This window comes from Streptomyces tailanensis (assembly GCF_008386495.1).
Taxonomy (GTDB): Bacteria; Actinomycetota; Actinomycetes; order Streptomycetales; family Streptomycetaceae; genus Streptomyces; species Streptomyces tailanensis.
On the sequence record NZ_VTHJ01000012.1, the window covers coordinates 105,797 to 121,022 of the forward strand.

A 15,226-nucleotide genomic window follows, 5' to 3' on the forward strand; every position below is an offset into this window, starting at 1 on the left:
CCGGTCCCCTGGACGAACCGGTCAGCCGCCGCTGGGTACGGCGGTCTCCACGCCCGGCATGCCGACGGCGAGGTGATCGATCTGGGGCCCGGTCAGCGCGCCCTGGAAGACCCAGACGTCGGAGAGCGAACCGGGGAAGTACTGGCCGGACGTGGTGCCCGTGGTGTCCCGGCCGAGCTGCAGCGTCTTCGCGGCCTTGTAGGTCAGCACGTCGTCGGCCCACGAGACGGCGTCGGTGCAGCTCGCGTCGTCCTGCACCCCGTCGTCGTCGGAGTCGGCGCAGGCGGTCTCCTGGAGTTCGCCGTTGACGTAGAGGCGGACCTCCTTGGAGAACCCGTCGTAGACGAGCGCCAGATGGTTCCAGTCGGTGGGGCTGTAGAACATGCCGTTGCCGATGTCGGAGAGGGCGGCGGTGTCGCTGTCGGAGTCGGCCATGGCGATCCGCCAGCGGCCTGGGTCGGTGTCCGGGGTGGCACTGGGTTCGTAGCGCACCGCGAACGCGCTCTTCTTGGCCCCGGGCGCGCTCATGACGGTGACCGGACTCGTGGGTACGGCGGCGGTCTGGACGTACGCGCTGACGGTGAAGCTGGCGCTGGTGTCGGTCGGTACGACGGAGGCCGCGGCGTAGTCGTCCCTGCCGTCGAGGGCGACGGCGCCGTCGACCCAGCCCGAACCGATCTGCGCGCCGTTGTAGAGGGTCATGGCGTTGCCGACGGACGAGGCGTCGGGCGAGGTCGACGGGGTGCCGGCCGCGGTCTCGAACTTCCAGCGGCCCTTGACCACCGCGCGCTGCTTGAACAACTGCTGCACCTCACCCGCGGACACCGGCCGGTCGAAGAGCCGTACATCGTCGATCTGGCCGGGGAAGAACGAGGTGGGCGTGCGCTCGAACGCGCTGGCGCCGATCTGCACCGCGCCCCCGGCGTACCAGGTGCTGGTCATGGCGGTGGTGCCGGCCAGGGTCCCGTTGACATACAGCGAGAGCTTGTCGGCCACGGTGTCCTGCACGCCGACGAGATGCGTCCACTCACCGCCGTACGCGGTGGTGCCTGCGGGCTGCATGGCCCGCACCACCGTGGAGTCGCCGGTGTCGGCGCTGTGCTGGTTGAATACCCAGCGGTCGTAGGCACTGGAGTAGTAGAGCTCCGGACCCGTCACCGTGGCGCCGATCTGCGAGGCGACCGTGGCGGCGTGGTTCGGTTTGGTCTTCGACAGCTTCACCCAGGCCGAGACGGCGTAGCTGTACGAGGTGTTGATGTGCGGGCCGCTCGTGATGGCGTAGTCGTCGGTCCCGTCCAGGGTCAGGGCGTTGCCGTCCACCCCTGTGGAGCCTGTCGTGGCGCCGCCCTTGAGGACCGCCGGGTTCACGTCGGCCCGGCCGCTCAGCGCGGTCGCGTCGGCGGCGTCGTCCATGGGGAAGACCGCGCGGGCCGGACGGCCGGCGCCGATCGAGTTCGACGTGTAGAGGCTTGACACCTCCGCCCCCGACAGCGGCTTCTCGAAGGTCTTCACCTCGTCGATGGCGCCGGGGAAGGGCGCCGTCGCCGTGCCGCTCAGGAAGCTGCCGCCGATCACCATGCCGCGCCGCGCGTTCCACGCCGTGCTGTAGGCCGTGGTCCCGGCCAGCGTGCCGTTGACGAACAGCTTCAGCTGCTTCTCACCGGCGGCGTACATGCCGACCAGATGCGTCCACTCACCGGCCTTGACCCCGCCGGCGGCGGCCTGCATGGCCCGGACGGGGGTGCCGCTGGTGCTGTCGGCGCTGTACTGGTTGAACACCCAGCGGTCGTAACCCTTGGAGTAGTACAGCTCGAAGCCCGGCGCGTTGTTGCCCCGCTGGGAGGCGACGACCGCCGCGTCGGACGGCATCGCCGACAGCTTCGCCCAGGCCGACACCGTGAAGCTCACATCGGTGTTGATGGTGGCGATGTCGGTGGCGGCGTAGTCGTCGACGCCGTCGAACCGCACCGCCTTGCCGATCTTGCCCTCCACGTCCGGCGTCGGGTCGCCGTACAGGGTCGCGGTCTGCTCGGGTGCGCTGCCCGCCGCCTGGGTGGCGCCGGCCGCCTCGTCCATCGACCAGCCGGCGCGTTCGCGCTGCCCTGCCTTGACGCGGAACTGGTAGGTGCGGATCTCGGAGCCGTTGCCGGCGGAGTCGAAGGACCGTGCGGTAAAGGTGTTGAGGCCCGGCTTGAGCGGCAGTACCGGCACGGTCTTGGCCGCTCCGCCCGAGGTGGTGACCGTGTTGGCGGAGACCGGGTCGCCGTTGAGACCGAACCAGTACTTCGTCACGTCGGAGACGGCTCCGGTGATCATGAAGTTGCCGTACTGGCCCACTCCGTCGTACCAGGGGTCCTCGGGGTCCTCGGGATTGGAGGCCGGGTAGATGGCGGAGGAGATGGTCGGCGCCTTCGGCACGCTCGTGTCGTACACGAAGTAGCAGGCGGTCGCGTCACCCGTGTACGACCACGGCGAGTACTGGGCCCCGTCGTAGGAACGGACGTACCAGTTGATCGTCTTGTTCTTGGGGAGGGAGGACGGCAGGGTGATCGCGAAGTCCGATCCGGACTTCTTCGCCGTCGTCAGACCCGACCTCCAGCGGGTCACCGAGCCCTTGCCGTCACCGGTGTCCCAGCTCGCCGCGAACTCCACCTTGACGGAATCGCCGTCGGGGTCGGTGATGTCGTTCGCGTAGATCTTGCCCAGGGTGCGCACGCGGGCGGCGTTCGCGGGCTTCTTGCACGAGCCGCCGTACTCCATGACCAGCTGCGACATCTTCACCTGCGGCGGCGGCCGGTTGTACTGCACGCGCAGGTAGGCGTCGTCCGAGAACCGCTTCCAGCCGTAGCCGTCGGACTCGCTCGCCGCCCTCAAGCCGAAGGTCATCGTCGACCACTTCTTGTCCGCCGCCAGCTGCACCGCGGACTTCACGTTGAACTCGGCGTCCTTCGCGGCACAGCCGGTGTATCCGTAGGCGAAGGACTCCGTCTTGAGGTGGTCGATCCAGAAGCCGGACGCGTTCTGCGAGTTCCAGGTCGTCGACGAGGAGATGTCCTTGGTGCGCCACAGCTCCACGCTCCGGTCGGAGCAGGACGCCGACCAGGTGTTGCGGACCACGAACTCCGCCTGGAGCACGGTCCGGCCCGCGAACTTCGAGGTCGGGATGCGGTAGAAGAGCCGCTTGGTGTCGTGCGGGGCGCAATAGGCCCAGTTGCAGTACCCGAGGCCCGCGTCCGCATCGCCGTTGAACTTCCACTGCGGCGACGACGCCCAGTACTTGGAGGCCATCGTCCACGCGGAGGCCTTCGGGGAGTACCACTGGGGGTCGATGAACACGGGGTACACCGTGCCCTTGCCCCGGAGCACGTCGCTGTCGGGCGTCAGTACCAACACGTCCTGCGTGGCGGGGACGTCCACACCGACCGGGGCCACGTTCGCGGACTCGGCGGCTGCGGTCTCCGGGGTGTCCGTGCCGTCGTCGGCCGTGGTGGCGGAGGTGGCGGAGGTGGCGGAGGTGGCGGCGGTCGTGGTGGTCGAGCGCGATGCGGAAACCGACGACGCCTTCGAGGCGGTCCCGTCGGCGGATTGCGTCGCGGACTGTTCCGTGGTGTCGGGTGCCTGGTCGCTGGAGTCCCACATCACCGGGCGAGGGGCCTCGAAGACCGCGCTTCCGGCGCCCTCGTCGACCGCCGCCAGGCCGCCGTCCTCAGTCTCCTTGACCCGCATGCCGTCGGCGTCCAGCTTCAGACGGAGTTCGTTCAGTTCCGTGCTCGCCGCGGCCTCGGCCGACTTGACGACCAGCAGCTGGGTGAAACCGTCCTGCTGCGCCGTCATCCGCAGATCCACGTCGGGCAGTACGCCAGGGTAGGTGACGGTGTTCCCGCTCAGCTCCGGAGCGGGCAGCTTCTCGGGCCAGGACAACGCCAGTTCCCGGCCGTTCTTGGTCATCCGCACCAGCGGGTCCGAACCCCCGCCCGAGAACGTCAGCCCGATGGTGGTGGCCTTGGGCGCCACCGCTCCGTCCGTGCCGAGCGCCAGGGTGGTGTCGATGTCCTGCCACTCGCCGTTCACCCGTGTCCGCACCGGACGCAGATGCTCCCGGGCCTCCAGGTGACCCTCCGGCGTGGCGTACACCTCGCTGCTCTCACCGCGCAGCGAGGTGATCTCCACCAGCTTGCCCGTGCGCGCGGCCTTGGCCAGTGCCTTGGTGTCCTCGCCCGCTCCGCCTTCTTCGGCCTCTTCGGCCGCCCCGCCCGTTTCCGCCGTCTTGGCGGTCTTGGCGGCCGAGGCGTCGGTGCTGCCGCCGACGACTGCCATGGCGCCATCGAATGTGCTCGCCACCAGCGCCAAGGCTGCGGCGAACACCACGCCGGCTGTGCGCAGCCGACGTCTTCCCCCGTACGTATTCATATGTTTTGTCCCCCGCCGAGCGGCGTTGAGCCATGAGTTGAGCTATGGCTGGATATGTGCGATCAAGAGGTCAACTGATCAGGTCGCAACATACGAGCATCTCCAGCCTCTTAACCAGAGACTCACATGGGGACAAAGGGAAATGAGCCTCCCCAATCAAGTGAAGACGGTGTGTGAAACAGTTCACGTTTGGTTCGCGAATTGTCCGTGATTCGGTGCGTCTCTCCTTATCGCGTCCGGAACCCGCTCCGCCGCCGCGCGGCGAACAACTCCCCCTGTTCTTCGCTGGGTTGGTTGCCCAGCGAAATCAGGTGCGGGGCGTACGCGAGAGCGTGCGCCCGTGCCGCCTCCCGGGCGGCCCAGCAGGCCCGGACCGTGCCCTGGACAGCCTCCGGGGGGTACCCGGCGATGGTCTCCGCGCAGCGGACCGCTGCCGCGACCGCCTCGCCGGGCTCCGTCACCTCCGACACAAGCCCGACCTCGTACGCCCGTCGCGCCGACATCCGCTCGGCGGTGCCCATCAGTGCCATGCGCGCCGCCTCCCCGTACGGCATCCGCTGGGCCATCAGGATCGACTCGAAGGCGCTGACCATGCCGTAGGTGGTGTGGGGGTCGAAGAAGGTGGCGGAGGGGTCGGCGACGAGGAAGTCGGACTCGCCGAGGAGGTAGAAGGCGCCGCCGCAGGCCATGCCGTTCACGGCCGCTATCACCGGTTTCCAGAGGTCGTTGGACTTCGGGCCGATCTTGAGGAGCGGGTCGTCGATCGTGTACGGGGAGTTCGGCTGGGGTACCGCGGATGCCGCGTCCCGGTCGAGGCCCGTGCAGAAGGCGCGGTCACCGGCGCCGGTCACGACTATGGCCCGCACGGTGTCGTCGAACCTCACCTCCTGCCAGGTGCTGGTGAGTTGACCGGCGGTGGGGAGATCGATGGCGTTGTGTTTCTCGGGCCGGTTCAGGGTGAGGAGCGCTACGCCGGTGTCCTTGTCGACGGCGGTGCGGAGGGTCACGGGCGCTCCAGAATCCATTGGGGGAGGCCGGTGTCCGTGAAGACGACTTGGACCCGTGCTCCGATTCGGATGCGCTCGGGTGGCACCGAGTCGAGGCGGGCGCCGGGTTCGCTCACGACGTTGCCGACCAGACGGATGCGGGGGGCGTCGGTCAGTTCGACCAGGACGACGTTGTACGGGGACTGCTCGGCGTAGTCGGGGAGGAGGGGCGGGTGGGGGAGGACGTACGACCAGATGCGGCCTTGGCCGGTGAGCCGGCGCCACTCGGTGTCGAAGGAGCGGCAGTGGGGGCAGCAGGGGCGGGGCGGGAAGCGGAGTTCGCCGCAGTCGGCGCAGGCCTGGACGCGGAGTTCGCCGCGGCGGGCGTAACCCCAGAAGGGGGCGCCGTCCTCGTCCACGATCGGGGTCAGCATGCCCTCAACTCCTCAGTAGTAGGGCCGATGTCGGTACGCCCTCGCCGGCCGTGACGAGGCACGTCGACGCCCCCGGTACCTGGGCCGTGCTCGTGCCCCGCAGCTGCCGTACGCCCTCGGTGATCAGGTTGAAGCCGTGTACGTACGCCTCGCTGAGGCCGCCCCCGGAGGTGTTCAGCGGCAGCCGGCCGCCGATCTCCAGGGCGCCCCCTTCGGTGAAGGCGCCGCCCTCGCCGCGGTCGCAGAAGCCGTACCCCTCCAGGGAGAGGGGGATGAGGGCGGTGAAGGCGTCGTAGATCTGGGCGACATCCACGTCCTCCGGGGTGAAGTCGGCGTGTTTCCAGAGGTGCCGGGCGGCGGTCCAGGCGGGGCCGGTCAGCGGGTCGTCGTTCCAGTAGTTGACCATGCCGTGGTGCTGGGCGGGCAGGCCCTGGGCGGCGGAGTGGACGTGGACGGGGGGCCGGCGGCAGTCGCGGGCGCGTTCGGCGGAGACGACGACGCAGGCCAGCGCACCGTCCGTCTCAAGGCAGTTGTCGAAGAGGCAGAGGGGCTCGCTGATCCAGCGGGAGTTCATGTACATCTCCCGGGTGAGCGGGCGGTCGTACATGATCGCCGCCGGGTTCTGGTTCGCTCTGTTGCGGCAGGCGAGGGCCACGTTGAAGAGGTGGTCGCGGGTCGTGCCGTACTCGTGCATATGGCGGCGGGCCAGCATGGCTATCTCGTCGGCCGGTCGGAGGAGGCCATAGGGCCGGGTCCACTGGGCCGGGGTGGGGAGTTGGACGGTCGTGTTCTTCCACGGGCGGGGACCGGAGCCGCGCTTCCGTGACCGCCAGGCGACGCCGACCGTGGCCTGGCCGGTGGCGATGGCGGCGGCGAGATGCGCGACGGTCGCGCATGAACCGCCGCCGCCGTAGCCGACCTTGCCGAAGAAGGTGAGGTCGCCGAGGCCGAGGGCTTTGGCGAGCTCGACCTCGTCCGTTTCCTCCATGGTGTAGGAGGCGAGGGCGTCGACTTCGGTCGGTTCGATTCCGGCGTCGTCGAGGGCGGAGAGGATGGCTCGGCAGGCCAACGCGCGTTCAGTTTCGGGGAGATGCTTGGCGAAGGGGGTCTGGCCTATGCCGACGATCGCGGTCGCGTCCTTGAGTACGGGCATGGGGCACCACACCTCCGCACTGGGTCAGTTGTCTGCTGACAGTCCGTCAGAGTACTAGCTAATCTGACGGCCAGTCAGGTGTGGGGGTTAACGGTTCTGAGGTTGCTGGAGGCCTGCTGTGCGCGGTGACTTGGAGTGGGGCACCATCCCCGGGCTGGTCCGCTCGGCGGTCGAGCGGTACGGCGAGGTGGAGGCCGTCGTCGACGGTCGTACGCGGGTGTCGTACGCGGAGCTCGGCGCCCGCGTGGAGCGCGCCGCGGCGGCGTGCGTCGCGAACGGGGTCCGGGTCGGCGACCGGGTCGGTATCTGGGCGCCGAATTCGCTCGACTGGATCGTCTCGGCGTTGGGGGCGGTCTCGGCGGGGGCGGTACTTGTTCCGCTGAACACCCGCTTCAAGGGGGGCGAGGCGGCGGATGTGCTGGCGCGTTGCCGGGCGAAGCTGCTGTTCGTGACGGGGACGTTCTTGGGGACGTCGTATGTGGCTTCGCTGCGGCGGGCGGCGGGGGAAGGGGTGGGAGAGGGGCCGCTGCCGGGGCTTTCGGGGCTGGAGCAGGTGGTGGTGTTGGCGGATGACGCGCCTGCCGACTTCCGCACGTGGAAGGACTTCCTCGCGAGTGGGGAAGGGGTGGGGGAGAGGGAGGTTCGGGCGCGGTCGGCCGCGCTGAGCGGTGACTCCCCGTCCGACATCATCTTCACGTCGGGGACGACCGGCCGTCCCAAGGGCGCGGTGATCACCCATGCGCAGACGCTGCGGGCGTACGAGGTGTGGTGCGACCTGGCGGGACTGCGGCAGGGGGATCGCTACCTGATCGTGAACCCTTTCTTCCATACGTTCGGTTACAAGGCGGGCGTGATCGCCTGCTTGATGCGCGGGGCGACGATGATCCCGCAGCCGGTGTTCAACGTGGAGACGGCCATGGCGAACGTGGCGGCGGAACGGGTGTCGGTCCTGCCCGGCCCTCCCACCCTTCACCAGTCGCTGCTGGATCACCCCGCGCGCGACGAGTACGACCTGTCCGCGCTGCGGCTCGTGGTCACGGGCGCGGCCGTCGTACCCCTCCAACTCGTCGAACGGCTGCGGGCCGAGCTGCACGTCGGCACCGTCCTCACGGCATACGGCCTGTCCGAGGCCAGCGGCATCGTGACGATGTGCCGACGCGGGGACGAGCCGACGGTGATCGCGTCCACGTCCGGGCGGGCGGTACCGGGCACCGAGGTCCGGGTGGTCGGGCCGTCCGGTGCTGTGCTGCCGGCCGGATCCCCCGGTGAGGTGCTCGTCCGTGGCTTCAACGTCATGCGCGGCTACTTCGAGGACCCCGAGGAGACCGCGCGGGTGGTGTCGGAGGAGGGCTGGCTGCGTACCGGTGACGTCGGGGTGCTGGACGGCGACGGCAACCTCCGTATCACCGACCGCATCAAGGACATGTTCATCGTCGGCGGCTTCAACGCCTACCCCGCCGAGATAGAGCAACTGCTGGGGTTGCATCCGGATGTGGCCGACGTGGCTGTTGTCGGGGTCCCGGATTCGCGTCTTGGGGAGGTCGGCAAGGCGTTTGTCGTACGGCGGGCGGGGGCGCTTGTGACCGCGGACGATCTGATCGCCTGGGCGCGGCGGGAGATGGCGAACTACAAGGTGCCGAGGGCGGTGGAGTTCGTGGGGGAACTGCCGCGGAACGCGAGCGGGAAGGTGGTGAAGGGGGAGTTGCGGGGGCGGTGACGTGGAGCCCCTGCGCTTGATTCGCGCGGGCCGGGCAGTGACCTGGACGATGTACACACATTCGTGTCACCCGGGGCGCCGGCCACTCCACAAGCCGTGCCTTGACTCGCCTGGCCTGCTGCCCGGAATGGCAGCAGGCCGAGCGGGTCATCGGCGTACCCCACCAAGAAATGCGGCGAAGAACACCTGGTCAGGCCGTGCCGTCGCACAGGCCGGGGCGGTTCTCGGTCACGCCCGAGTTGGCGAGCCAGGTGTTGGCCGTGCCGGCGGTTCCGGCACCGACGGTGTCGTCGTGGCAGTCGTGCTCAGCGTTGTTGCTGAGCGTGTTCGAGAGAATCCGGTTGCCCGCGTTGCCGCCGGCTTCGATGCGGATGCCGTCTCTCGGATTGTTGGTGGCGGTGTTCGACGAGATGACGGAGTTGGTGAGCGAGTTGGTGCCCGCGACGATGCCGTCACTGCTTGTGGAGTTCGTGATCTCGTTGGAGCTGATTCTCAGGTTGGTGTTCGGCCCTCCGCCGAAAGCGGTGCTGGTCCGCACGCCGCGGGCGCTTCCGCTGATGTTGTTGGAGAGGATCTCCAGTCCGGTGTTGTCGTTGCCGACAAAGATCGCGGAGCCGGCGTTGTTCCTCACGGTGTTCGACCGCACTTCGGTGCCGCTGGAGTTGAAGACGGCCAGCAGCGACCCGTCTTCCTGGGACGTGTTCGCGACGATGTTGACATTGCTGACGGCTCCCGGCGCCAGCCCGGTCAGTACGATCCCGGAGGATTCGTTCTGGTAGAAGGTGTTCTGCCGGATGTTGGCGTTGCTCAGGCCCAGGTCGGAGTAGATGCCGTTCCCGCCGGCGGCTCCCGGTTGGTTGTTCTGGCGGATGCAGTTCTGGTCGACTGAGGATGCTGTCGTGCCGTTGGAGTTGAAGTAGACGCCTTGCACGTTGTTCTGCACCACGTTCTGGAGGACTCGGTGGCCGGAGAACGTGGCACCGGTCACAATGCCCGCGCCGAGCGTGTTGTTCTGGACCGTGAACCGCATGAACCGGATGCCGTTCTCGAGCAGGTTGACGACACCGCCTGCGTCGTTATCAGCCTGGATGATCGCGTCAGTGTTCGGGTCGGGGGTCGTGGGCTGTGTGCAAGCGCTCGGGGTGCGCGGCCCTACCAGCCTCAGGTTCGCCGTGTTCGCGGTGACGATTTCGTTGTATGTCCCGGGGCAGACCTTGATCGTTGATCCCGCCGACGCGGCGTTGACGGCCGCCTGGATGGAGGTGAAATCCGCGTCCGGGCATTGCACCCCGTCGTCATCGACGACGAGTGTGGTCTGGGCCGCATGGCCGGGCAGCGCAGAGATTGCCACAGCGGCTGCCGCGCACACCGACACAATCAACCGTCTCTTCATGTACTTCTCCTTCGTTCTCCGGGCAGACCGGTGATTGCCGCTGCCTCGATTGGCAGCCGCTGGGCCAACGCATGAATGGCACCCGGAGAGTCCGGATCGCCGATCTTCCTTGACTTTCAGCGCTGGAAACCACACCGGCAACTTGCCGTGCGCCATCCGGATTCCAAGCCCGTCATGGTGCGTAGTGGGAAGGAGAAATCTCTTGTGGTGATGAAGGTCTACTTGCCGGGATTCAAGGCGGACGCCACCGCGCTGGACCTGCTGGACCCGAGCCACACGCCCCGCCTCATGTGGGCCGTCGGCGGCGCACCCCCCGCTCACACCGTCAGGTCCGACTGAGTCGGCACGGCGGAGACCGTGTCGTGGCGGATGTACCACTCGGTGCCGAGGAATCGCTCCCGGACCGCCGCCGGGAAGCCGGCCAGCAGGCCCGGCGCCGCGCCCCGCTCCACCTCCGAGCGATGGGCTCGTACGGCGGCCCACTTGCGCTCCAGCCAGGGCCTGACGGCGACGGTCGCGGTCACCCACTCGTCCGGAACGGTGTTCATGCCCTTGCCCGCCTCCGCGAACTCCCGCAACGACGGGAGCGCCGAGTGCGGGTGCGTGGCCAGGTACAGGGCGCTCGGCCGCCAGGATGCGCCGGCCTCCGGGTACAGCCGCTCGAGTCCCGCCGCCTGTACGGCGAGTGTGGTCACCCGGTGAGTGTGCACGTGGTCCGGGTGGGCGGTCAGGCCGCCGTACGCGTCATGCGTGACGACGATCTCCGGCCGGAACGCGCGGAGATGGGCCACCAAGCGCCCGATCGCCTCGTCCAGCGGGGCGTCACAGAACCGGGGCTGCCCGGCGCCGACTCCGGCACCTTGAGATCGGCGTACCCCAGCATCCGGGGGTCCCCGGCGCCGAGAATGTGGAGGGCTTCGGCGAGTTCGGCGCCGCGGTGTGTGTCCGGGGTCCAGGTCGCCGTCACGACGGCGGTCCGGGCGCCTGCGGCGGCATGTTGGGCGAGGACGCCGCCGGAGGACAGGGACTCGTCGTCGGGGTGTGCGAAGACTCCGAGCAGGCTCGGGGGCGGCGTCTTCAACCGGCGTTCATCCCTTTCACTGCCGTGAGGAGCCGGGCGGTGTGAACCACGGGCCGGCAGGCCCGGGACACGACTCGGCCGCGGTGGCTCCCCCTCCGCGCCACCGCGGCCGATCCCCGTCGTGATGAAAGTCTGTTGGGTTACTTGCCGCCGTCCAGGTCCAGCGCGGGCGGGGCCGGCATGTTCGTGTCCAGCGTCGTGATGTACGAGTCGGCCGGCGGCGTGGGCATGTTGGTGTCCAGCGTCGTGATGTCCGAGTCCGCCGGCGGCGTGGGCATGTTGGTGTCCAGCGGGCCGGCGGCCGCGTCCTTCTTCGTCTCGCTCATGACCGTGAGTTCCTCTGCTGTGGTGACTAGTTGAGGAACGCCCGTCTGGAAGCTCCCCCGAGGGCCACCAGACGGGCGTTTCGGAGCCGCACACTAATCGATGCGCTCCAGGTCAGACCGCCTGCCCCCCGACGCGACGGTGTGACATGTACGAGAGTGCAGGGCGGAGATAAACGAATGCTGAACGGCCACGGCGGCCCGTCGCCGAGTCGGTCGTTCACACGGTGGTCGTGTCGTCGCTCACGCAGCCGACGTGTGGGTGAGCAACGCGCGGACCTCGTCTGCTTCCGGAGCGCCGGTCTCCTCGTGGAGGGTGAGCGCCTCGCGCCAGCAGGCCCTGGCTCGGTCGACCTGGCCCAGTGCGGAGAGCGCGCGGCCCAGGAGGGTCAGGACCATGCCCCGCATGCGGTCGCCGCCGATGCAGCCGAGGGTGAGGGCCTGTTCGGCGTGGAGGGCGGCCTTCGCGGGGCGGCGGGCGGCGATGTGGACCTCGGCGACTCTGAAGCGGGTGGTGCCTTCCCAGAGCCGCTGCCGGTGCTCCATGAAGATGGTCAGGGCGTTGGAGTACTGGTTGAGGGCCTCCGCGTGCCGGCCGGCCTTGGTCAGGGCCACGCCCAGGGCGTAGTGGCCGTTGGCCAGCCGCATCGTGCTGCCCACCTCGATGTGGACGGCGAGGCCCCGCTGGGCGAACTCGACGGCCTTGGCGGTGTTGCCCATTCCCATGTGGGCTCGGGAGAGGTTGCCCAGGGCGGTGGCTTCGCAGAGGCCGTTGCCGGCTGCCCTGAACCCCTCTATGGCCTGGTCGAAGAAGACCTTGCCGTCGGCGTACCGGTGCTGGTGGAGGGCGATGACTCCTCGGTCCTGGGCCGCCCAGCTGGTCGCGGTGGAGTCCTCGGCGGCGGAGGCGCACTCCATGGCGAGCCGTGCCTCTTCCTCGGCCTGCTGGATGCGGCCGGAGACCAGGAGCACATTGGTGAGGGTCGCGCGGGCCCGGCCCTCCGCGCGGATGTCCCGGGCCGTCCGCGTCGCGTCGCGCATCGCCCTGGCCGTCGTCTCGTACTGGTGGGAGTTCGCACCCGATTCGGCCAGGTCCCTCGCCGCCCACAGCAGATCCACCGCCCGCCGCAGCCGGTCCGTGCCCGCCGCCTGTCGTACGCAGGCCAGCAGGGGGGCCGCCTCGGTGTACAGCCAGTCGAGGGCCGCGGAGCCCTCGGTGAAGTGCAGGCCGGGATACTCGGTGGGTTCCAGGTCGTCCACCAGGCGGTCGCCGGGGCGCTCGATCGCGTACACCCCGGCCGCCGTGGCCAGATAGAAGTCCAGCAGCCGGGACATCGCCGCGGCCCGCTCGCTCAGCTGCTCGTCCCGCTCCGCGCAGGCACGCGCGTAGAGGCGTACCAGGTCATGGAAGCGGTAGCGGCCGTGCGCCGCCGACTCGAGGAGGGAGGTGTCGACCAGGTTCTCCAGCAGGTCCTCGGTGTCGACCGGGGGGAGGTCCAGGATGGCCGCGGCTGCCGCCAGGGAGATGTCCGGGCCGTCGGCCAGGCCGAGGAGGCGGAAGGCGCGTGCCTGGGACGGTTCCAGTTGGCCGTAGCCCAGTTCGAAGGTGGCCTTCACGGCCAGGTCGCCGGCCTGGAGTTCGTCCAGGCGGCGGCGTTCGTCCGCGAGTTTGGCGGCCAGGACCGAGACCGTCCAGGTGCGGCGGGCCGCCAGGCGGGAGGCGGCGATGCGGATGGCGAGGGGGAGGAAGCCGCAGGCCGCGACCACGTCCAGCGCGGCCTTGCGTTCGGCGGCGACGCGTTCCGCGCCGACGATCTTCGTGAAGAGCTGGAGGGCCTCGTCCGGTGACATCACGTCCAGGTCGACCAGATGCGCCCCGGCCAGGTCCACCATCCGGGTACGGGCGGTGACCAGGGCCGCGCAGCCCGCCGTGCCCGGCAGCAGCGGGCGTACCTGGGCGGCGTCGCGGGCGTTGTCGAGCAGGACCAGGACCCGGCGGCCGTCCAGGACCGACCGGTACAGCGCGGCCCGCTCCGCCAGGGAGTCGGGGATCGCGGAGTCGGCGGTGCCGAGGGCGCGGAGGAAGGAGCCGAGGACGGTCTCCGGTTCGGCGGGGCGGGGGCCGGTGCCCTGGAGGTCGATGTACAGCTGGCCGTCCGGGAAGGCGTTGCGGGACTGGTGGGCGACGTGGACGGCGAGGGTCGTCTTGCCTACGCCGCCTATGCCCGCCAGCGCCGATACGGCCATGACCTGGCCCTCGGCTCCGGACGCCGCCGACAGCACCTCGCTCAGCTCGGACACGAATGAGGACCGGCCCGTGAAGTCCGGGACAGTGGCGGGGAGTTGGGCGGGGCGGACGGGGGTGGCGGCTGGTTCGGGGGCGAGCGGGGCGGAGGGCTCGGCGAGGGCCGGGTCCGCCTGGAGGATGCGCTGCTGCAACTCCCGCAGGCCGGGGCGCGGGTCCACGCCCAGCTCGTCGGCGAGCAGGCGGCGCGTGTCCGCGTACACGGCGAGCGCCTCGGCCTGGCGGCCGCTGCGGTACAGGGCGAGCATGAGCAGTTCGCGCAGGCGTTCGCGGAGGGGGTGGGCTGCGGTGAGGGCGGTCAGCTCGGATACCGCTTCTGCGTGGCAGCCCTGTTCCAGGTCCATGTCCAGGCGGGTTTCGATGAGTTGGAGGCGCCACTCGTCGAGGCGGGTGCGCTGCGTTTCCGCGTACGGGCCGGGCAGGCTCGCCAGGACCTCGCCGTCCCACAGGGCCAGCGCCTTTTTCAGCAGATGGCGGGCGTGGCACAGGTCGCCGGAGTTCTTGGCCTTCTCGGCGTCCGCCGCCAGGTCCTGGGCGACCGCGAGGTCCAGCGCGCCGCCCGCGAGGGAGCGGATCGCGTAACCGCCGGACTCGCTGACCAGGACGTCGGCGGAGAGGATCTTGCGCAGTCGGGAGGCGTACGTTCGTACGGCCGCCAGGGCCTGGGACGGGGGCTCGTCGCCCCACAGGGCATCGATCAGCTCGCTCGCGGTGGCCGTGCGGCCCTCGCGGAGCAACAGGGCGGCCAGGAGGGCGCGTTGTTGGGGGGAACCGGTGGGCAGGGGTTCCGGGCCGCGCCAGGCCCGTACGGGGCCGAGCACGCTGAAGCGGAGCTCGGGGGTGGGGGTTTCGGTGGCGGGGTCGGTGGCGGTGTCCGGTTTTCCGCTCGGTGTCCGGCCCGGCTTGAGGGTGCCGTCGTGCCTTCGGCCCGGCCCGCTGTCGGCGTCGGGTGCCGGTGGCCGCGCGTCCCTGGGACCCCGCTGCTCCGGCACTCGCGGTGCACCGTCCTCCGGCACTCGCGCTTCACCGCCCATCGACGCCCCTTAGGTCTCCCTGACAACCAAGCCAGTTTGCCTTGTTCATGGCAGATCCGTCAGCTGTGCGAGAGGGCGCTCACAGGTAGGCGCGCGGTAAATCACCAGGTCCACACAACCCCTCCTCGCGCGTTCGCGCACCCCGGCCCGTCGCGGGTGGGTTTCCTCGCCCCCGCCGCCCCTACCCGTCCCATCCTCAGGGGCGGCTGCCCCTTCCACCCCGCTCCTGGGGGCTGCGCCCCCCAGACCCCCGCCGTTCGCCCTTCGGGCTCGTCGTCAAGTGCCGGACGGGCTGAGTTGAGGGGTGGCTGCCCCTGCGGGGCCCGCCGTTCGCCCTTCGGGCTCGTCGTCAAGTGCCGGACGGGCTGAGTTGAGGGGTGGCTGCCCCTG

At 69.8% G+C, this 15,226-nt stretch carries 9 protein-coding genes and 1 pseudogene; 2 read left to right on the top strand and 8 right to left on the bottom strand.

All coding sequences use genetic code 11. The features are described 5' to 3' along the window. Positions 1–21: 21 nt before the first annotated feature. The 4 genes from F3T56_RS12490 to F3T56_RS12505 all read right to left on the bottom strand — a co-directional run bounded on the left by F3T56_RS12490 (position 22) and on the right by F3T56_RS12505 (position 6,983). Positions 22–4,317: a LamG-like jellyroll fold domain-containing protein gene (locus F3T56_RS12490; protein WP_149825074.1), complete on the bottom strand. Its 4,296-nt coding sequence runs from the start codon at positions 4,315–4,317 to the stop codon at positions 22–24. A gap of 320 nt (positions 4,318–4,637) precedes the next feature. Continuing rightward, a complete protein-coding gene (locus F3T56_RS12495) occupies positions 4,638–5,417 on the bottom strand; it encodes an enoyl-CoA hydratase/isomerase family protein (protein ID WP_149825076.1) in 780 nt (259 codons plus the stop codon). Further along, positions 5,414–5,830: a Zn-ribbon domain-containing OB-fold protein gene (locus F3T56_RS12500; RefSeq protein ID WP_149825078.1), complete on the bottom strand. Its 417-nt coding sequence runs from the start codon at positions 5,828–5,830 to the stop codon at positions 5,414–5,416. The genes F3T56_RS12495 and F3T56_RS12500 overlap by 4 nt, the downstream gene beginning before the upstream one ends. Positions 5,831–5,834: 4 nt before the next feature. Then, entirely contained in the window at positions 5,835–6,983 is a 1,149-nt protein-coding gene (locus F3T56_RS12505) for a lipid-transfer protein (RefSeq protein WP_149825079.1), read from the bottom strand. 118 nt (positions 6,984–7,101) lie between these two features. Between F3T56_RS12505 and F3T56_RS12510 the strand changes: the two genes are divergently transcribed. Next, positions 7,102–8,700, top strand: coding sequence for a FadD3 family acyl-CoA ligase (locus F3T56_RS12510; protein ID WP_149825081.1), 1,599 nt, complete (start codon positions 7,102–7,104; stop codon positions 8,698–8,700). Positions 8,701–8,890: 190 nt separating this feature from the next. Here the strand turns inward: F3T56_RS12510 and F3T56_RS12515 are convergent, their stop codons facing one another. After that, positions 8,891–10,249 carry a right-handed parallel beta-helix repeat-containing protein gene (locus tag F3T56_RS12515; RefSeq protein WP_149825084.1) on the bottom strand — a complete coding sequence of 453 codons (1,359 nt, stop codon included), beginning with the start codon at positions 10,247–10,249 and terminating at the stop codon, positions 8,891–8,893. 18 nt (positions 10,250–10,267) lie between these two features. On the opposite strand from F3T56_RS12515, the gene F3T56_RS46125 reads away from it, so the two are divergent. Then, complete coding sequence (locus F3T56_RS46125) at positions 10,268–10,432, top strand: hypothetical protein (protein ID WP_172638911.1); 165 nt, start codon at positions 10,268–10,270, stop codon at positions 10,430–10,432. Here F3T56_RS46125 and F3T56_RS12520 read toward each other — a convergent pair. The 3 genes and pseudogenes from F3T56_RS12520 to afsR all read right to left on the bottom strand — a co-directional run bounded on the left by F3T56_RS12520 (position 10,411) and on the right by afsR (position 14,836). Then, positions 10,411–11,174, bottom strand: a pseudogene (locus tag F3T56_RS12520) (PIG-L deacetylase family protein). The gene F3T56_RS46125 and the pseudogene F3T56_RS12520 overlap by 22 nt on opposite strands. A 140-nt stretch (positions 11,175–11,314) precedes the next feature. Continuing rightward, complete coding sequence (afsS, locus tag F3T56_RS12525) at positions 11,315–11,500, bottom strand: regulatory protein AfsS (RefSeq protein WP_149825086.1); 186 nt, start codon at positions 11,498–11,500, stop codon at positions 11,315–11,317. 240 nt (positions 11,501–11,740) lie between these two features. Further along, positions 11,741–14,836: an SARP-family global regulator AfsR gene (gene afsR, locus F3T56_RS12530; RefSeq protein ID WP_425473566.1), complete on the bottom strand. Its 3,096-nt coding sequence runs from the start codon at positions 14,834–14,836 to the stop codon at positions 11,741–11,743. Between the last annotated feature and the right edge of the window lie 390 nt (positions 14,837–15,226).